The organism is Nostoc sp. DedQUE09, from assembly GCF_034530915.1.
GTDB lineage: Bacteria > Cyanobacteriota > Cyanobacteriia > Cyanobacteriales > Nostocaceae > Nostoc.
Window position 1 is genome coordinate 69,668 of record NZ_JAVRCE010000030.1, and the last position, 19,453, is coordinate 89,120.

At 39.7% G+C, this 19,453-nt stretch carries 16 protein-coding genes and 1 pseudogene; 12 read left to right on the forward strand and 5 right to left on the reverse strand.

What is annotated here, in order from left to right; genetic code table 11:
* The first annotated feature begins 332 nt into the window (after window positions 1-332).
* The 4 genes and pseudogenes from RMY27_RS19590 (at window position 333) to RMY27_RS19600 (ending at window position 2,636) form a co-directional block, all read left to right on the forward strand.
* Window positions 333-1,250: a hypothetical protein gene (locus RMY27_RS19590; protein ID WP_322665985.1), complete on the forward strand. Its 918-nt coding sequence runs from the start codon at window positions 333-335 to the stop codon at window positions 1,248-1,250.
* 278 nt (window positions 1,251-1,528) lie between these two features.
* The gene (locus tag RMY27_RS35565) at window positions 1,529-1,654 is read left to right on the forward strand and encodes an element excision factor XisH family protein (protein ID WP_416211710.1); all 126 of its coding nucleotides are present in this window, start codon (window positions 1,529-1,531) and stop codon (window positions 1,652-1,654) included.
* Window positions 1,642-1,965: pseudogene (locus RMY27_RS19595) on the forward strand (XisI protein). Before RMY27_RS35565 ends, RMY27_RS19595 begins: the two are co-directional and overlap by 13 nt.
* 422 nt (window positions 1,966-2,387) lie before the next feature.
* The gene (locus RMY27_RS19600; protein WP_322665987.1) at window positions 2,388-2,636 is read left to right on the forward strand and encodes a hypothetical protein; all 249 of its coding nucleotides are present in this window, start codon (window positions 2,388-2,390) and stop codon (window positions 2,634-2,636) included.
* A gap of 112 nt (window positions 2,637-2,748) precedes the next feature.
* Here RMY27_RS19600 and RMY27_RS19605 read toward each other — a convergent pair whose 3' ends face one another.
* Window positions 2,749-3,483: a DUF1995 family protein gene (locus RMY27_RS19605; protein ID WP_322665989.1), complete on the reverse strand. Its 735-nt coding sequence runs from the start codon at window positions 3,481-3,483 to the stop codon at window positions 2,749-2,751.
* Window positions 3,484-3,851: 368 nt separating this feature from the next.
* Here RMY27_RS19605 and RMY27_RS19610 point away from each other — a divergent pair, with 368 nt between their 5' ends.
* The 4 genes from RMY27_RS19610 to RMY27_RS19625 all read left to right on the forward strand — a co-directional run bounded on the left by RMY27_RS19610 (window position 3,852) and on the right by RMY27_RS19625 (window position 8,851).
* Window positions 3,852-4,664 carry a DUF2382 domain-containing protein gene (locus RMY27_RS19610; RefSeq protein ID WP_322665990.1) on the forward strand — a complete coding sequence of 271 codons (813 nt, stop codon included), beginning with the start codon at window positions 3,852-3,854 and terminating at the stop codon, window positions 4,662-4,664.
* 485 nt (window positions 4,665-5,149) lie between these two features.
* The gene (locus RMY27_RS19615; RefSeq protein ID WP_322665991.1) at window positions 5,150-6,040 is read left to right on the forward strand and encodes a DUF2382 domain-containing protein; all 891 of its coding nucleotides are present in this window, start codon (window positions 5,150-5,152) and stop codon (window positions 6,038-6,040) included.
* A gap of 386 nt (window positions 6,041-6,426) precedes the next feature.
* Window positions 6,427-7,305, forward strand: a complete 879-nt coding sequence (locus RMY27_RS19620; RefSeq protein WP_322665992.1) for a YsnF/AvaK domain-containing protein — start codon at window positions 6,427-6,429, stop codon at window positions 7,303-7,305.
* A 631-nt stretch (window positions 7,306-7,936) separates the two neighbouring features.
* Window positions 7,937-8,851: an ion channel gene (locus RMY27_RS19625; protein WP_322665994.1), complete on the forward strand. Its 915-nt coding sequence runs from the start codon at window positions 7,937-7,939 to the stop codon at window positions 8,849-8,851.
* Between the two features lie 20 nt (window positions 8,852-8,871).
* On the opposite strand, the gene RMY27_RS19630 is transcribed toward RMY27_RS19625, so the two are convergent.
* Entirely contained in the window at window positions 8,872-9,066 is a 195-nt protein-coding gene (locus tag RMY27_RS19630) for a hypothetical protein (RefSeq protein ID WP_322665996.1), read from the reverse strand.
* Window positions 9,067-9,311: 245 nt separating this feature from the next.
* Here RMY27_RS19630 and RMY27_RS19635 point away from each other — a divergent pair, with 245 nt between their 5' ends.
* A complete protein-coding gene (locus tag RMY27_RS19635) occupies window positions 9,312-11,027 on the forward strand; it encodes an alpha/beta hydrolase (protein ID WP_322665998.1) in 1,716 nt (571 codons plus the stop codon).
* 205 nt (window positions 11,028-11,232) lie between these two features.
* On the opposite strand, the gene RMY27_RS19640 is transcribed toward RMY27_RS19635, so the two are convergent.
* Complete coding sequence (locus RMY27_RS19640; RefSeq protein ID WP_322666000.1) at window positions 11,233-12,564, reverse strand: HlyD family efflux transporter periplasmic adaptor subunit; 1,332 nt, start codon at window positions 12,562-12,564, stop codon at window positions 11,233-11,235.
* A gap of 1,174 nt (window positions 12,565-13,738) precedes the next feature.
* On the opposite strand from RMY27_RS19640, the gene RMY27_RS19645 reads away from it, so the two are divergent.
* Both RMY27_RS19645 and RMY27_RS19650 read left to right on the forward strand, forming a co-directional pair.
* Window positions 13,739-13,915, forward strand: a complete 177-nt coding sequence (locus RMY27_RS19645; protein WP_322666001.1) for a hypothetical protein — start codon at window positions 13,739-13,741, stop codon at window positions 13,913-13,915.
* A gap of 579 nt (window positions 13,916-14,494) precedes the next feature.
* A complete protein-coding gene (locus RMY27_RS19650) occupies window positions 14,495-16,639 on the forward strand; it encodes a peptidase domain-containing ABC transporter (RefSeq protein WP_322666002.1) in 2,145 nt (714 codons plus the stop codon).
* A 253-nt stretch (window positions 16,640-16,892) separates the two neighbouring features.
* Here the strand turns inward: RMY27_RS19650 and RMY27_RS19655 are convergent, their stop codons facing one another.
* Complete coding sequence (locus tag RMY27_RS19655; protein ID WP_322666003.1) at window positions 16,893-17,243, reverse strand: hypothetical protein; 351 nt, start codon at window positions 17,241-17,243, stop codon at window positions 16,893-16,895.
* A 1,218-nt stretch (window positions 17,244-18,461) separates the two neighbouring features.
* Between RMY27_RS19655 and RMY27_RS19660 the strand changes: the two genes are divergently transcribed.
* The gene (locus RMY27_RS19660) at window positions 18,462-19,283 is read left to right on the forward strand and encodes an SDR family NAD(P)-dependent oxidoreductase (protein ID WP_322666005.1); all 822 of its coding nucleotides are present in this window, start codon (window positions 18,462-18,464) and stop codon (window positions 19,281-19,283) included.
* Here the strand turns inward: RMY27_RS19660 and RMY27_RS19665 are convergent.
* On the reverse strand, window positions 19,258-19,453 hold a 196-nt coding region (locus RMY27_RS19665; protein WP_322666007.1), incomplete at its 5' end, for a hypothetical protein. The two genes, RMY27_RS19660 and RMY27_RS19665, sit on opposite strands and share 26 nt — an antisense overlap.

Below are 19,453 nucleotides of genomic sequence, written 5' to 3' on the forward strand. Positions count from 1 at the left end.
TCCTCACTTTTCTTCTTTTATTCTCATTTTGGCAAAATATATTGATTGTGGGATAAAGGCTTTTTACTTAAGTCTTATTGAATTTACAATGGAGGCGGCTGCATTTTTGAATTTCGATAATTCAATATATGTAAGACTTTACAGCGGTTCTCAGTTGAGTGAGGTACAAGAACCCCACCCCCAACCCCCTCCCCGCAAGCGAGGAGGGGAATATGATGTACCTTATGTGATTAGTAAACGCTATATATTCTTCTGAATAAATACGGTTGTCTATTAAATTTATCTTAACATATCGAACAATTAAAGTAATACATAACCTAAAAAAATATTTTATGAATGCCCTCTTTATGACTTTCCAAATATTTATTTGGAGTATACCTTTTTTATTAGCCCTTGCTTTATTAACTTTACTAAACTTCAATCACTTTTTCGGATTTTGGTTACTATCACCTTATGATTATCCCTTTAGTTATGTCATAGCCTTATTTATTTCACTAGTTTCTAGCATAATTTTGCTTTGGATAACTAAAAATAATAATAAAGACTACAATCCGATAATCTTAGCTTTGTTTGTATTTATAGGCTGTATATCAAGACTAAGTGTAAATACACAAATTGAATCAGCTCTTAGTGGTTTATTTTCCATGTCTATTGCTCTATTTATCTTGGTTACAGGTAATTTAAGAAATCCAGTTATTGCTGAACTAATTATTGGGATAGCAAACACAATCAACCTATTTTTTGCAATTTTGGTTTTTTATACATTTCCTCTTATATTTGTTTTTCTTGGTTGTATGTTCCAAGTTCGTAAACCAATTAGTAAAATCAAAAAATTATTTTATACTACTCCTGCAATATTTATAATTATACTCTTCTCTTTGATAACATTTAAAACTTCTGATTACAATCCGTCCCCTGGGTTAATTATTCCAAATCAATTAAGACACTTTTGGGGAATGCAACAATTTCCTAATAAATATCAAGAGGCGATAGAAGAAATTAAATCTTGTTCTGAGATCGTATCTCTGATTGGAGAAATTCAAAATGTTGGATTAGCTGAAGGAAAAAATTACTGGAGCATGGATTTAGATGGCGATGATTGGGCAATAATCAGTCTAGAAATAGTAGGCACAAAAGGAACTGCTATAATAAAAGGCTGCGCTCACGATCGGTTTTGTCACCATCGTATATATGAAGACCATTCAAAAAGTGATGATAAAAAACTATATTATGGTCAATGTTTAGATTAATATAAATATCACCGTAAGAGTATGTTTGAAAAGTCATGATTGATGTATGTATCAAATATGTTTTTACCCCACCCTAACCCTCCCCTTATAAAGGGGAGGGAACCGGATTTTCTTGTTTCCCCCCAATACATCGGGGGAATTAAGGGGGGTAATAATTTGATTAAAATCACAACATACGACTTTTCAAACAACCTCTAAGCATAAATATCAAATACCATTGATGCCTCTAACTGTGATATACGCTGAACGGTAAGTAATTTTGTATTTAGCATTTAGCAGTGCCTTTAAACACTTATAACGATTTTTTAAATAAATCATTTATCAAAACTATTATCCAGCGCAGTCAAATCAATCTGATAGTTTATGATGTGGAAACGGAGGAAATTATCCGATGGCAGATTTAGATAAATATCGAAGCTGTATTCGCTAATTACTTACAGAATATGCTCAACGCGCCTCCTCTGATAATGAAATTGAAGCTCAAACAATTTTTGACGGAGAACAAGACCATTACCAACTGATATATATTGGTTGGTAAAATAGACATAGGGTTTTTGGCCCTGTGATGCATTTTGATATCAAAAACGGCAAGATTTGGATTCAGTGGAATGGTACAGAAGAGGATGTCGGTGAGCAACTGGTGGCAATGGGAGTAGCAAAACAAGATATTGTCGTTGGATTTCACCCGCCTTACATCCGGCAGTGCAGTATATAGATTATGCTGTGGGATAAAGACTAAACCGATATTCAGGCTCTGCGTGCTAAGTTTGATGAAATTCGGAACAACAATTGATGTGGTTGAGATAAGAGCGATCGCATTAAAATATTTTACAAATACAGCAGTTTGCAAGTAAGTGAGGTACAAAAAGCAGGACTCAAAATCAGAATATACAGAGTTTCTGCCTCCTGCCTGCTGCCTCAAAACCTATAGCTTTGTACTTCATGCAAATGAAAACTGCTGTATCTTGAGTTGATGTGGCAGGATATCGAGGCAGCGCCTGTCAAGTTAGATGAAATCTGTAATCACAACCAAAGAAATTGAAGTTAGTTATAGCAATCATTACCTCAAGATAAAAACTATGTGGAGCTTAATTATATTTTTACTGATTGTACTGGGCTTCATCGCCCTCATCAAAGGTGCTACTTCATCTGGTAGAAACAGTTCCCGTAAAAGTCGTAGAAGCAATGGTAACTCTTTTAGTAACAGCGACAGTAGTTGGTATGTTGATAATACTGGAGGAAATGATTCCAGTAATAGCTATGACTCCAGCAGTAGCAGTAGCAATGATTCTGGCAGCAGTAGCTGTGACTCCAGCAGTAGCAGTAGCAATGATTCTGGCAGCAGCAATAGCTGTGATTCTGGCAGCAGCAGTAGCTTTTAGTTAGGTAACGGTTAGTAAGAGGGCGGGTAAGATTGGAGGGTCGCCCCTCCGCACTTCCCTAAGAACCGTGCATGTGGTTTGAGACTATTTTCTGGATGTTTTTTGTCTAAGTACCACTAACTACTCAACGCTTTTAAAAATCGTTGCAAACTTTTAAACACACTGGGCTTTCTCGCAGGTGTCGCATCTGTTGTTGTTTGTGGTTGTCCTTTTAAAACAATGAGATCCAAATCATCACCAGATGGTTTTGTGGGTAATTCGGCAATTCTTTGATATTCGCCGTCGGTTTCTAGCCAAACTTCCCACTGTCCTGGGTAGCAGCGATATAGGGCACTTTCATCGTCTATGGGGCGCACGTAATAGGCAGATTCAATGGTACTGATAAAGCGATCGCGGATTTTTCTCGCTGTATAACCAATGCCCACGGTTCCAGAATCTTCTAAACGGGGATTTAACAAGACTAAAGGACGATCGCCTATTACTTCACACAGCTTTTCCAACTGCGGCACTTCTACGGATGTGGGGGCGATGAATAAGAAAATTTCATCCTCTGGCTGAATTTTTGTCTGCAAAGAAGCAGCCCTACCCGTACCAATATCCAAAATTTGAAATGGTGCATCTGCCCAATCACGCCGGGCTAGGGCCGCAGCGCCAGCGTCAGCAAAGAAAATCTTCAAACGGGAATCATAATCTGTAAACGCCGGCAGAAATTGTTCCGCTATCGGCATAAACTTCAGTTCTGGGAACAGGAACTCAACTTGTAAGCGAGTACAGCCATCTGCAAGGGCAGCTTGGACGGCTGTACGAGATTGGGCGATCGCATCTTCAAGACTATTTGGAAGTTCACTCATAATCTGCATGGTTCTGTAGTGTCTATTCCCATTGTTTCAGTATTGGCTCTTAATTAGGACTTACGCAGACGAGATCGCCCAATCCCCTGAAAATGAAGGGCTTTTTCATTATGAGAACCGCTATATCGCCATGATGCGATCGCCTCAACCAGTTGAAAAATATTTTATTTCAATATAGGGTCTTGTTTTTTATAACTTTAGTTATATCTCTATTGATGATTAATAGTGTTCAGCTTGAGTATTACCCTAACAATCTAAAAAATAAATCATCAAATATCTCCATTGAACTCAGTCGCCAGCAGGAGGATACTTAGCGCAATATTTTTTACACTGGCGAATAAACCTTATAAACAACTTAGGAACAGCGTATGCCTCTTCATAAACTTGAACATTTTGACCAAAATTATCGAGAGACTTTTGGCGGAGACGATCTCAAAGCGCTGGATCTTTATACTGACGGGGGGGACAGAGTTGGCTCAGTTGCTGACGTTTTAGTTGATGATGATGGTCATTTCCGGTATTTAATTATTGATATCAGCTTAGATTTTGTTAGCAAGAAAATATTACTACCAATTGGTCTTTGTCGGATCACTTATCCAGAAAGACGCGTCTATGTTGATGGGTTAAGCAGACAGCAAATAGAAGGCTTACCCGATCATACAGAAGACGCGATCGTTAATAATGATTACGAAGAAAAGGTACGTAGTGTATTTCGTTCTCCAACCAGCGGTGTGACTTATGACCGGGATACATACAATTACCAAAAAGATCCAGATTTATATGGGTTGAATGAGCAATCTCATCAAACTTTTAAACTCTATGAAGAACGATTAATTGCCAGCAAACAACGCATCAAAACCGGTGAAGTAACAGTTGGGAAGCATATTGAAACAGAAACTGTACAAGTTACAGTACCCGTTCAAAAAGAACGAGTTCTGATTGAACGAGTTACACCAACAGAAGCAGGAAAAGTTGTAAATCCCAATGAACTTCAGTTTCAAGAAGGGGAAGTAGCACGCATAGAAGTGTACGAAGAAACTCCTGAGATACGTAAAGAAGCGTTTGTGCGTGAAGAAGTTCGGGTGAAGAAAGTAGTAGAACGGGAGACTGTGGAAGCACAAGATACCATACGTCGGGAGGAATTAGATATTGATACTGTGGGTAATTTAGACGTGCAATAAAATGCGATCGCTAGACATGAAGCTATTTAATTAGCTGGCTCATAAATTTGTTTAGTAGATTGATTTGAAATAATCATACAGGCAAAGTTAATTTTTATCTCTGCCTGTGTTTATTTTATTCAAAAAGAAGATTCCTGACTTCTTAGAAAGTCGGAAATTTGGACATTCAAAATCCTGGCATTTTTTTGAGAAACAAATTATTAGAGATCCAAAAATACAAAACTTTGTAGTGTAGTGAGAGTTTAAAATTCTAATATATCTATCTGGCAAATTCCGTGTACTAAAGCTATATATATCTTTACAAAAGTAAAGTGAGATACTCCCAACCTCATATCTCCAGTTAGCCATATCACTTAAAATTATCTATAACTTTTGATTATTTGGCACTGGAAATAATTCATTCGGCAGAAGGATGTATAAAAATAAATAAATGTCTAGTTTAGTTATTAAGAGATTGAGAAAAAATAATTTGAGGTACAAACATAATGGTTCTTTACAAACTAGAAGATTTTGAGCCTAGCTATCAAGAGAGTTTTGATGGCCATGACATTAAAGGTCTAGGTGTCTACACACAGGGAACTGATGAAAAAGTTGGTACTGTTAGCGATATTTTAGTTGATGAAGAAGGTCATTTTCGCTATCTAGTTGTTGACTTAGGCTTCTGGATTTTTGGTAAAAAAGTATTATTACCAATTGGCCGCGCTCGTATCGACTATAACGTTGATCGCGTTTACACAATTGGCTTGACTAGAGAGCAAGCTGAAGATTTGCCTGAATTCAGTGAACGTCAAGCTCTTGATTACGACTATGAAGAAAGAGTGCGTGGGGTATATCGCCAACCCACAGACTACACTCCTCCTGTAGAAGCTTCAGCACCATTAGACCCTTTAGCAGCACCAGTAGCCACACCATTAGCTACAACTCCTACTTACGCCCGTGATAGCTACACTTACGATCATGAGCCTGCTTTATACGGGTTAAATGAGCAAGATCATCAAACTTTGAGATTGTACGAAGAACGGCTGATTGCCAGCAAACGACGCCAAAAAACTGGAGAAGTAACGATTGGCAAGCATGTTGAAACTGATACCGCACGGGTTGCAGTGCCAGTAGAAAGAGAACGAGTTGTGATTGAGCGTGTAACTCCAGCAGATGCGGGTACGGCTGTTTCTGGGCGCGAAGCAGACTTCCGTGAAGGCGAAGTTGCTCGCATAGAAATCCACGAAGAAACTCCTGATGTTCGCAAAGAAGCATTTTTGCGGGAAGAAGTCAGAGTTAGAAAAGTTGTCGATCAAGACACAGTTGAAACTCAAGAAACTGTGCGTCGTGAAGAGTTAGATGTTAATTCTGGTAATCTTCCAATTGAAGAGCGCTAACTAAACATAGTCATTAGTTACTAGCTAATGACTAATAATTCATTTTATACAGTACAGGTGAAGCTGTTGAATTGGCTTTACCTGTGCTTACAATAGCTGATACCACTTACAATACTTTTCGGATAAACCCAACAATCTCTCTTTTGGTCTGGGGAAAGGTTAAAGGGAAAGGAGTAAAGGTAAATTCAAACCCTTTTCCTTTAACCGAAAAGTATTGATACCACTTAGAATTTCGGATTGCAAATATTACTCTAGACATGAGTAGATATAAGCTTAGATAAATCCATTGATCGCAAATATTTTCTAAATGGTATCCAGATGATTAATAAATTGAATTTAGCTAAGTAGAAAGCAGTTAGTAAACTTTCCAGATGAATAGCCAAACTATGGCAAAAAACACTTTACAGCCAAAGGGTAATTCTCGCACCATCTCCTCACTGGCAGATTTAAGAAAGAAGGTGAACAATTTTGCTGTGTTTGATAATCAAGGTCAGCTAGTAGGAGTAGTTCATGATTTAATTGTGGATAGTAATCGCCGGCTAAACCTCGTTATATCTAACCAGGCTAATCAAAAAACTGCTGAATATAGCCAGCAGTTAGCTGATCAACATCCTTCTTTATTTCAGTTGCAGAGCCAGAGAATAAAAAAAATAGACAAGCCAACTCAATCTGTTTTCATAGACTTAAACAAATCAGAAATTGAATATATGCCTGAATATTTAGAATCAGAAACACCAGGCGATTTTAACTCAACTGAGCAACTAGCTAACAATAAAATTACAAATAGCCCAGTTGAGCCATTAAATAATTTAGAACAGGTTCCTGAAGAACAGATTATTCGTCTACTAGAAGAACGACTATTTGTTGAAAGCAGTAAGCGTAAAGTTGGTGAAGTAATTGTTCGCAAAGAAATTGAAACCCGGATGGTACAAGTTCCTGTCCGGCGTGAAAAGCTGATTGTGGAACAAATTAGCCCAGAACACAAACAACTCGCAGAAATTGATTTAGGACAAGGAGAAATTCTTGGCGTTGATTTGACCGAAGTAGAAAGACTTGAAGCTACACATTTTGACAACGGTTTGACGGTAAGCGGCGAATTTAGCTCACCTAAAATTGCTAATTTATTATTGAATGCGATCGCACTAGAGGGAAATCACGGCTGCAAGCAGGTGCGTGTTACCATTGCTGTTGAAGATGAGTCGCACCAGAAAAAATACCAGGAGTGGTTTGACCGCTGTTCTAAAGGTCAATCACTAAAGCCATAACAACAAGTTTTTAATAAGTTTCTAGCAGATAAATTAGTAGGGTGGGCATTGCACACCCTATTTTTTTGCTAATTTACAGCAGTTTTCATGTATTTGAAACACACCCGTCGTAGGGGTGCAAGGCGTTCATTGGTGTCAACTTAACGTAAAACCCTTATAAAGATGTGATATTGAGTTCACTCAGTTACCATCATGATCCGCGTCACCCCACCCCGGTTTTGTCTAAAGCTAAAACCGCCCCTCCCCTTGGTAAGGGGAGGGGTTGGGGGTGGGGTAAAACGCTTGTGGGATAAGCACTTTAACTTCAGTGGACACGTATGAAAGCGTTGCGCCCCTACCGCGTGGTCTATTTACCTGAAAATATAGCGCTTCTCAAATGGAAGCAATACATCAAAGCCTTACTCATGACTGGTTCCCAGCTTCTAGGCTCTTAACCCATTCTGGGAGGCTCCGCCTCCGATCTTCTTGACAAGAGGCAGAGCCTCTTTTAAATACATTCCCAGCCTGGAGACTGGGAACAAGGCGATACAAGCCTTTGGGCTTTTCTTAGTCCCATTCTGTCTAGAGTGAATGTCTCTAAAGCAACTTAATTTACAATACTAAGTGGTTGCCGTTCTTTTGGCTACTTGCAATGAAATTTCGACTGAAGAGACTTTCACCCAAGAAACGACAGCGTTTGATCTCACCGATTAAGATTCAAGTTCAAAATGGAAAACTTGAGATTATAGGTATGGGTGCATGGTATTCATACTGGCGCGATCCCTATCATCTGCTGCTAACGATTCCCTGGACTGGCTTTCTGCTGCTAATTTGTACTTTCTATATAACTATTAATGCTCTCTTTGCCCTAGCTTACTTGATAGGAGGAGATTGTATTGCCAACGCCCGACCTGGCTCTTTTTTAGATGTCTTTTTCTTTAGCGTGCAAACCCTAGCATCTATTGGCTATGGGGCAATGTATCCGAAAACAACTTACGCCAACATTATTGTCACTATTGAAGCAATGATCGGTTTGGTGGGAATTGCTGTGATGACGGGACTAGCCTTTGCTCGATTCTCTCGACCTACAGCCCGTGTACTCTTTAGCCGTGTTGCTGTCATTACAGTTCATGATGCGATGCCGACTCTGATATTTCGCAGCGCTAATCAGCGTCGCAATATGATTCTGGAGGCGCAGATGCGAGTCTACTTGATGCGCGACGAAGTAACCCTAGAAGGACAGTTCATGCGTCGGTTTCACGATCTCAAACTGGTGAGGAACCAAACACCTAGCTTCACCTTAAGCTGGTCAGTGATGCATGTCATTGATGAGTTTAGTCCTTTGTATGGGATGACACCAGAATCGTTAACCCAGACAAATACTATACTGATTGTCTCTTTGAGTGGCATTGATGAAACAGTTGCCCAGGTTGTCCATGCCCGTCATAGCTATAGTGCCAATGAGATTTTGTGGAACAATCAATTTGTCGATATCTTTCACCACACACCTGATGGACATCGCTACATTGATTACAATCGCTTCCACGATGTTTTACCTTTAGACTGAAGACGTAAAATTCCTGAAAGTTACTCGGAAGTCTGATTGAGTGGTGCTTGTAAGGGTTTAACGACCACCCGACCATTTTCAATTACAGTACAACTTTTAACCGTGCTCTTACTGTGGTTAACTGGCACATCCTGGCACTGGTTTTGGTGGGAGATATTTTGCTCTTGTTGTTGGTTGAGGACGACAACACAACAGGCGCAGGAAGCAAAGGACATATAACTTAATTTTGATCTCTATATCTATTATCGCGCTACTGATGCTGTTTGACTGAAAAATTTGCTACTCATGTATTTTGCTCGTTCAAAGCTCCTGTCAAATTTATGGTAAGTACTTGCTTTATTGTGCTTGTAGCCTGTTTGATATATCTAAACCAATTCAACAGGAAAGCGGTTATAGATCCCGCCCCGCTTTCCTCCCTGCCTAAACAAGTTTAAGCAGGGTTAGATAGTGGGTTTTTCTAATGAAAAAATTTTTGAGATATCTGGGTTTAGGTTTGCTATCTACGTTCTTGACTGCTACTCCCGGATTAGGGGCTGAACGCATTAGCTTTTATTATCCTCCCTTCGGCGAATTTTCCTTATCGGTGGATTCGCTGGAAACCTTTGCGAAAGTTGGCAAAATCGATCAAGATTTGTCATTTTATGCTAGCCGTGCGACTCCTGAACAACTCGCTCAACTGCGGGATCTACTCCAGCAGCGCTTTAATGTCACTCCTACATTAGTATCTCAAGTTACCTACTCACCGATAGGTGAGCAGTTGGTGCAACAACTGGGAAAATTACTCCTCACTGAGTCTCGAAATAATGGCTTTTATGCCATACGTGCCTCTTTAATTTTGTCTGCTGCCGATCAAAAAGAGGGGTTAACAGTGGTGAATTTACTGCGGAAATTTCCTAGCGATACTATACGGGTGAATTTCACAGAGGGGTTAAGGATAGTCGATGACTTGTCGCAATTGATTAAAAGAAAAGATGAAGTTTTTGCTTCTCTGCAAAAAGAATCGATCGCTCAAGCAGCCACTTCCAATATTGATTTCTCTCAAAAACCAGATTTGCGATCGCCAGGAAAATTCACTTGGCAGAAAAAAAGCCTGGAGTTGAATGACATTTCTCGCTCACGCCGTCTACCTGTAGATATGTATTTGCCAGAAGCAGGTTCACAAAAAGCTGGAGAATTACTCTCGCCTCCCTTTCCTCTGATTGTAATTTCTCATGGACTGGCTTCAGATCGCTCTACCTTCGTCTACCTGGCTGAACATCTAGCATCTTATGGTTTTGCCGTTGCTGTACTGGAACACCCTGGTAGTAATGCCGAACGCTTTCAACAATATTTTGCAGGTTTGGCAGGGCCGCCTGATGCAACTGAATTTATCAACCGACCTTTGGATATCAAATATCTACTCAATGAACTCCAGCGTTTAGATAAATCCGATCCCACACTCCAGGGAAAACTGAATTTTCAGCAAGTTGGGGCGATCGGTCAATCCTTTGGTGGTTATACTGTTTTAACTTTAGCAGGAGCCAATATTAACTTTGAGCAACTGAGGCAAGATTGTAATCCCGATACTTCATCCTTTAATTTGTCGCTCTTCTTGCAGTGTCAAGCAACTGAGTTACCTCCAAAAAATTACGAACTCAAAGACGATCGCATCAAAGCCATCATTGCGATTAATCCCATTGACAGCACAGTTTTAGGTCAGGGGGGAATCAGTCAAATTAAAACTCCCGTCATGTTGGTAACAGGTAGTCAAGATATTTTCGCCCCACCCGTATTTGAGCAAATTCGCCCCTTTACCTGGCTTTCTGGCTCTAATAAGTACTTGGCTTTGATCGAAAATGCCACCCACTTTTCAGTGATCGCCGAACCTACTCCTGAAAACGATGTCTTACCTGTGCCACCCGCCTTGCTGGGCCCCGATCGTGCTGCTGTTTATTCCTATCTCAACGCTCTCAGCGTCGCTTTTTTAGAAACCCATCTCCTCAACCGTCCTGAATATCGTTCTTATTTGCAGCCTTCCTACGCTACATTTATCAGCAAAGAGCCGCTTAATCTCAGTATTTTACAGTCGTTGTCGGTAGCTCAGTTTAATCAAGTTTGGAGTGGGTCAACTTCCGAGTCTCGCAAACCATCAAATCCTCAACCTACTTCTACCCCTTATCAACCTTTGAGGCAATGAAACAGCCCTGTTGTTTTTGCAGGGAGATTGGAGGGATCAAAAGTCCTCGCCCTAAATTCCTCTCCCAAAGGAGAGGGACTTTGAAATGAACTTTAAAATTGACTCCCCTTCTCCCAAGTGTGGGAGAAGGGGTTGAGGGATGAGGGCTAGTTTTACATTCGTAAATCCTGAGTGGTTCTCAATGGCGTGGAATACAAGAAAAAGCCTACAAATCTGTTAGCAGCCTTGCTTTTCTCAGAATAAATGTCATTACGGTTTCTTTTTTGGAAATGATATCAGCTGTAACTTCCATCCCTGATTGAATAAGATAGGATTTATCGTCCTTTTTTAAATAAGGTCTTTCTGCCTCAATTGTCACCTCATAGTAAGGTGCAATTGGATTGCCGTTAACTTGAGATGTAATAGCGTCGGCGGTTATGGCTCTAACAGCTCCTTTGAGGATGCCGTAATCTGGGTACGGATAGGCAGAAAGCCGCATTTGTACTTCCCCCTCTGAACATTTTGTTACTTGTACGACTTTACACACCTGTACTTTGCTAATATCAGAAGCCGCAACACGGGCCTTGATGACGAGAGGGCCCTTACTAGGAGCAATTTGAGCGATCGCATCCCCAGCACGAACAACTTGCCCAGGATTCCTTAATTCTAGTTTCAGGATAGTACCTGTCTCTGAAGCCTGAATTACAGTTTTTTGCAGTTCTGTTGAGAGTTGTTTTAGCTCTTCTTGAGCGCTGCTGATTTGATTTTGAATTTCTACTTGACGCCCAATAAGTTCTTGTCTTTCTTTGTTCAATGCCGCAAGCATAGACTGACCCTTTGCCCGTTCTTGGGCAATGCGTTCTTGGGCGATCTCCACATTGGCGCTAGTGGGATTAAGTCCAGTTTTGATCCCTTCTAATCTGGCAAGTGCTGCTTTAAAAGCTTGTTCTTTTTCTTTAATCTGTAAAGCTGCGATCGCTCCAGTATTTGCTAACTGCTGATATCGCTTCAGTTCCTCCCTCGCTAACTCCACAGAAGCTTCTACTTCTTCCACTTCTGCCTTACTGGTAATTCGCTTGTCTCCATAATCCCGTTGATTACGACTTAGATCGGCTTGCGCGGAAATAATCGCCTGTCCCATCGAATTGGATTCAGCTGTGATTTGATTCTGTAGCGCTCTTAGTTGTGCATCGATTTGGGTTCTTTGTAAATGATTCTGCCGGATATTTCCAGCAATTTGACTTTTTTTACTTTGTAATTGGGCGTCGTAGAGCAGTGCAATCTCATCTCCCCTTTTCACAACTTGATTTTCTTTTACCCTAATGCTTCTAACTGTTCCCTCTACTGCTGCTTGCACTAACCGTATTTCTCCCGTTGGACGGACAGTACCATCCGCTCTCACGACTATATTGTATTGAATGACACTTGCAAGACCGAAGGCAGCGCCAACACTTCCAATTAAAAATATCCCTCCCAGCCATGTCCAACTACTAATTGGAGGAAGATATTCGTCGCTTTCAACTGGGCGGAGAAAGTCTGGTTGTGGGTCAATAAGCATATAAGTTAAAAAATATTTTGATTGTGCAAACAATCTAGCAAATAGCTAGCTAGTATAAGAAGGTAATCGTTATGAACTTTGTACACTACCAACTATGAAAATGCGGAGCGACATTACATCTATATATATAGATATTTATTGAACGAGTCTTTTAAAGTTAGGAGCCTCCTTTCTCACTCTGAGAGGTTGTTTGAAAAGTATTATTGCTAACATTCAAGCCTTAGATATCTAACGTCCCTAGCCCCCTTTTTTAGAAGAAAAGGGAGGATTTCCAAGCCTCTCTACCTTTTGGGAGAGGTTGGAAAAGGGTTTTTTAGTATATTTTACGACTTTTCAAACATCCTCTGAAAGCTTAGTCTTCTTAGCCTCTTCCCTTGGGAGAAGATAAGCCGCTTATCTTAGAGGTTTCTGCATCAGCAATAGCTAAAAAGTGATCCATAGCCTAAGTCTATATAACAATTAGTGCCTTTTAGTAAAAAGACCAAATCTTTATAATTTCCTTTTAAAATTTTATCTTTTCTTTATTTACTTGTAAAAATTTCTATAATAGGCAGAAAAACTTTTCTTTTCTCTTCTAATTAATAAGTAGTTAAGCTAGTTTAAAAGCGTTGTTATCACAATCTTTTATGCTATTTTAAATAGTCTCTGTATAAGCAAAATCAAAAAAAGACAATACTTACGTGATAATACGTGAATTTAAAAATCAAGTAAAATTTTTAGAGTTATCCAAACTTGCTTTTTCATGATTTTGTATAACAAAATACTATTTAACTTATTTGATACTCTTTCTTTAAGGTTTGTGCCTCACTAACAGTATTAATACGTTAATTTCCTTGTTATTTTTGTATTAAATTAGACATTATTTATTCGAAAAAATTTTTCTACGCATACATATTTTTGCCATACAATTAAATCCAGAAGATTTATCTCTGTAAAGAGAATAAAACTCATGGTTTTTTCATAAAATAGTGAAAGTAGTATAAATATTAGCCAAGTAGGATGTTTGCAAAGAACTTGTAATATATATTTCTTAAGAAAATAGTTGTTTTATCAAACTAGTTTCACCCATATAATGTTCGTAACAGCACAGAAGCACTCATGAATGCCTTGTATTGCATTGATGAATGCAGTGTGATGTTATCTAAAACCCAACAATCAAGTGAGAACTAAAACTATGGAAAGCACATTGTTTACTGCATTAAGCACTAACGAAGAAGCCAATCTGTCTGGTGGTTACTTCTTTAACGTGTCCAATAATAATGTAGTAGTAGCAAAACAAGTTGCTATTGCTAAAGCAAAAGGTTTTTACCCAACTGCAATTGCTAGCAACACCATTATTATCGACGACTAGGGTAATAGGCAACTTGTATGAAGTTCAGTAGAAGGGAAATAATAAACGTAAAGACACGTTAATCGTGTCTCTACTCAGGATAAAAGTTCACGTTTCAATTAATTTACACTGTTGACGCAGGTTAAATTAATTTTGCGTGCGGCTTAATTGCTAATCGACTTAATCCTAGGTAGCCATTAGCTGTTTCTCTATGGCAGTCATCTTAACATACGTTTATTCCTACCCATCTACTTTTCTTTAAAAAAGTTAACAAAGTGTTATTGATAATTGCTAGTGGTAATTATCAATAACACTTTACATAGGCTTTTCGCTCACAATATCCATAACCTTTGATCAATCTTAAAGACAGGTAAGGATAGTAAAAATTAATACAGTTTGTATCAGCTTTTATTTAACAAAGTGAATTCAAAATAACTAATATAAGTTGCTGGTTACAGCCCTCTGAGCATCAAAATACGATATTCTGTCTAAGTATTAAAACCATAATGTGACTAAACTATGGGCTAAATTTTTAACCATGCAGGGATAAGACCCTGCTATTTTTTTGGTTTTGTCACGATATAAATACTGGAGTGCGAAATGAAATACCAAGTTGTTACACAACATAGTGAAGAAGATTGTGGGGCGGCTTGTCTTGCTTCCATTGCCAAACATTATCAGCGCAACTTTACACTAAATCACATCCGGGAAGCGGTAGGCACTGGTCAATTAGGAACAACATTGTTAGGACTGAGGCGGGGAGCCGAAGCACTTGGTTTCAATGCGCGCTCGGTCAGAGCATCAAATGAAATATTAGACAAGATGAACCAAGCGCCACTGCCAGCAATCATTCACTGGAGAGGCTACCACTGGGTTGTTTTGTATGGCCAAAAAGGCAAGAAATATATAGTTGCCGACCCAGCAGCTAACATCCGTTATGTCTCTAAAAAAGAGTTAACGGAGGCTTGGTCAGATAAGGTGATGCTCTTGCTGGAGCCAGATTCGGTTCGCTTTTATGCTCAACCCGATGATAAGATTGACGGATTTGGGCGCTTTGTGCGGCGTGTATTGCCTTATGGAAACATACTATTCGAGGCTTTTCTCTGCGCTTTAATTATTGGTCTGCTTTCATTAGCTTCTCCCATCCTGCTCCAAATTCTGACGGATGATGTACTAGTTCGAGGTGACACCCAGCTTCTTGCTGCTGTAATTGTTGCCGTTGTGGTGATGAATGTTGTGTCAAGTAGTTTAAAACTAGTTCAATATAACCTGATTGCCCATTTTGCCCAACGGCTGGAGTTAGGATTAATTCTAGAATTTGCTAGGACAATCTTGCGGTTGCCTTTGACTTACTATGAATCGCGTCGTAGTGGCGAGATTGTGAGTAGATTGCAAGATATTCAACAAATTAATCAATTAATTTCTCAAGCCATTATTAGTTTACCAAGTCAATTATTGATTGCGGCAGTTTCTTTAAGTTTCATGCTGTTCTATAGCTGGAAACTTACCTTAGTTGGTGTGATTATTGCGATTATAATGAGTTTGTCTACGATTGTTTTTCTGCCTACACTTCAACAAAAAATCAGAAGTGTCTTAGTCTTAGATGCAGAAAATCAAGGTGTTCTAGTTGAAAGCTTTAAAGGCGCCTTGACACTCAAAACTACTACCGCAGCTCCCCAGTTTTGGGAAGAATTTCAGAACCGATTTGGTCGTTTAGCAAATCAAACATTTCGCACAGTTCAGATTGGAATTATTAACGGTATTTTCTCTAGTTTAGTTTCTAGTATTGGCAGCATTAGTCTGATTGGTTTCGGCAGCATTCTGGTTATTAACAAGGAACTCAGCATCGGTCAACTGCTAGCATTTAACGGAATGAATGGTAATTTTTTGTCATTCATTAGTACTATGCTCAACTTTATAGATGAATTCACTCGTGCCAAAACTGCCACACAGCGCTTAACAGAAGTTATCGATTCCACACCGGAAAATCAAGGCGATACTAAAAAACCTTTTACGAAGATTCCTAGCAAGGCTGATATTATTTGCACAAATCTCAACTTTCACTATCCTGGAAGGCTAGAGTTACTGCAAGATTTCTCCCTAACTATTCCTGGCGGTAAAGTTATTGCTCTAATTGGTACATCCGGCTGTGGTAAAAGTTCTCTTGCTAAACTGATTGCAGGTTTATATACACCTAATTCTGGTAATATTCGTATTGGTATTTATAACCTGCAAGATTTAGCCCTTGATTGCTTGCGGCAACAAGTTGTTCTGGTTCCGCAAGAGGCTCATTTTTGGAGTCGCTCAATTATTGATAATTTTCGCTTAGGTTCTCCTCACGTAACTTTTGAGCAAATTGTTAACGCTTGCCAAATTGCTGAGGCGGACGATTTTATTAGTAAACTACCTGAAAAATATCAAACTGTATTAGGTGAATTTGGGTCAAATATTTCTGGTGGACAACGGCAAAGATTGGCTATAGCAAGAGCCATCATCAACGATCCACCAGTCTTAATTTTAGATGAATCAACGGCTGGACTAGATCCTGTGAGTGAAGTTAAAGTTTTGAATCAGTTATTATTGCATCGCCAAGGCAAAACTACGATTCTGATTAGTCACCGTCCTAGAGTAATTGCCCGTGCTGATTGGATTGTGCTATTAAATCAAGGCAAATTACAAATTCAGGGAACTGTGGAAGACTTGCGTGCCCAACCAGGAAACCATTTAGACTTCTTAACCCCTTAATTAAGCTGATAGGCTTTTTAGCATTTTTCAGGTATTTAGACTACAACTTAGACGGGGAATAGAGAGTGGTGTCAATACTGCGTAGGTTTTGCTAAAAAATAGAAATGTGTAGCGACTGTTTTAAAAGTCAAGCGTAGGCGTAGCCCGCACTTCTCTACGAGACGCTCCGCGAACGACAAGCTTAGTGACCATCGTAGACATCGCTTTGTTTGTGGAGATTTATGAAAGCGATGGCTACAGCGGGCTGCTACGCCTATGCACCTGTGTACTCGACGCGGTGCGACAAAGTTTGAACTACCTCAACACGACATCGGAGTACTTCAACACGATTTTGGAGTACTTCAACACGACTTCGGAGTACCCCAACACGATTTTGGAGTACCCCAACACGATTTTGGAGTACCTCAACACGATTTTGGAGTACCTCAACACGATTTTGGAGTACCCCAACACGACTTCGAAGTACCTCAACACGATTTTGGAGTACTTCAACACGACTTCGAGGTATCTGTTGCTTATATAGCAGTCCTAAATCATTCGTGAGAATTTGAGATCGTTTTAACCCCCCTGTAGTCTCCCCTTGGTAAGCTAGGTATATATACAAATCGAATTACCCCCCTCAATCCCCCCGATGCATTAGGGGGAAGCCGGAAATCTAATTCCCTCCCCTTTGCAAGGGGAGGGTTAGGGTGGGGTAAAACTGACGCGAAAAAGCAGGTGAGAAACTATTTTAGACTTGTGTATACACCGCAGCCTTGGTAAGGGGGGACGGCTCAGACCTTGAGATCAAAAGTCCTGCTCTGGGCTAAGGAACGAAACTCAACATTTTGCTTGGTTTTTTGGTAACGCTTACGCTCAACCGAACTTACAAATATTCTTAACCGAGCAGTATTGATATCCATCTTTGCTGCGAGTAAGTCGATTTAACTGTGGGGTAATAATAACTAGTTACGTAAATGTACGGAGTGCGATTTTCGGCGGAATCATCAATTAGAAATTATATTGACTTACAGTTAGATCCCCGATTTTCTAAGAAATTGGGGATCTTATTATTCGCGAATGATTTAAGTTTGCTATGAACGAGCCAAGTCTCAAGCATTACTTGGATGAACTCAAAGCTAAATTTAAATAAATTACTATTTATTCTAAAGTCTTGACAGATAGTTTTAGACAACGATCTAGCGTATTTTGGATTATTTCTAATAAATAAAAGCCATTAACCTTTCTTTTCAACAAAACAGTAAATATACTGTTGCAATTATATGAGTTAGTTGAGACTTCCAACTATTGCAACTATCAGCCAAAATGCTATATGTCTTTTTGGTTTCTAAACCATGAATTAGATATCACAATTTCCTAAAATCGGGCTATTTGTCACGAAAGTGAGATATTTGTACTGAGGGATTCATAAAAACTTATTTAATAAAATCTTTTGTATATATATATTTGTCGTTAAGAAGTATTAAGAAATCCTTATTAAAGAATATTGCAATAGCTTGATTTAATTGCTAACGTGTGTATGACAGCGATGCTGATGAACGCTCGGATCTAGGAGAAATAAAATCTATGAGCTATACCCATTCAGCCAAGTGTGTTAGGCTTTGACGGGTTCAAAACGAGAAATTTCTGCCTCATATAGACAACTATGAGGGATTGCAGATTAACCAAGAAATGTCTCATTACTAAAGGCTTAGTTTCAGTTTGATTTCAATTGTGATTGATTATTTGTCTTACTTTGTGCCTACAAGTGAGTAGCTTTTGCTTGTGTGTATCGGCAATAACGAGGAGTTTGGTAAGACTTAAATTTTGGAGAATAAAACTAATGGAGATTCAAGGTAAAGTTGCCCTAATTACAGGGGCTTCGCGTGGAATTGGACGAGCGATCGCCCTCGAATTAGCGCAACAAGGCATCAAGCGAATGATATTGGTAGCACGCGATCGCCGCAAGTTATTGGAGGTAGCCAACGAAATCGAGGCTATGGGTACAGAAGCTGCGATCGTGGCTTTAGATTTGACGCAGACAATTGAAGTAAATATCGCTGTTGCTCAACTATGGCGAAATTATGGACAGATTCACCTGCTGGTTAATTGTGCGGGAGTCGCATATCAAAGCTCATTTCTGCAATCTAAAATGCCCCAAGTTCAAGAAGAACTCTCGGTGAACTTGTTAGGAATGTACAACCTCACTAGTTTGATTGCTCGACGCATGGCTAGCCAAAAACAAGGGACAATTGTCAATGTATCAAGCCTGATGGGGAAAGTTGCAGCACCAACGATGGCGACATACTCAGCAACCAAGTTTGCCATCTTAGGATTTACCCAAGCCTTGCGCCAAGAATTAGCTGAACACAATATTCGCGTCATTGCATTACTGCCTTCCTTGACAGACACAGACATGGTGCGCGACTTAAAGTTATTTCGCTGGGTAATCCCCATGACTCCCCAGCAAGTGGCTAAAGCACTCGTCACCGGAATGCAAAATGATTCATCAGAAATTTTAGTTGGATGGCAAAGTCATTTAGCCGTGTTGTGTCAACGCCTCGCCCCTTGGTTGTTAGAGCTAATTTTACGAATAGCAACACCACCAGCACCAAGCAGACAACGGCTGATCGAAAAACTTATCCCTTCGCGTAGCGTCTCGTAGAGAAGGGGAGACGCCAGTAGTGCTGAGTGCTGAGTGGTGAGTGCTGAGTGCTGAGTGCTGAGTGCTGAGTGCTGAGTGCTGAGTGCTGAGTGTTGAGTGCTGAGTGCTGAGTGCTGAGTGCTGAGTGTTGAGTGCTGAGTGCTGAGTGCTGAGTGCTGAGTGCTGAGTGC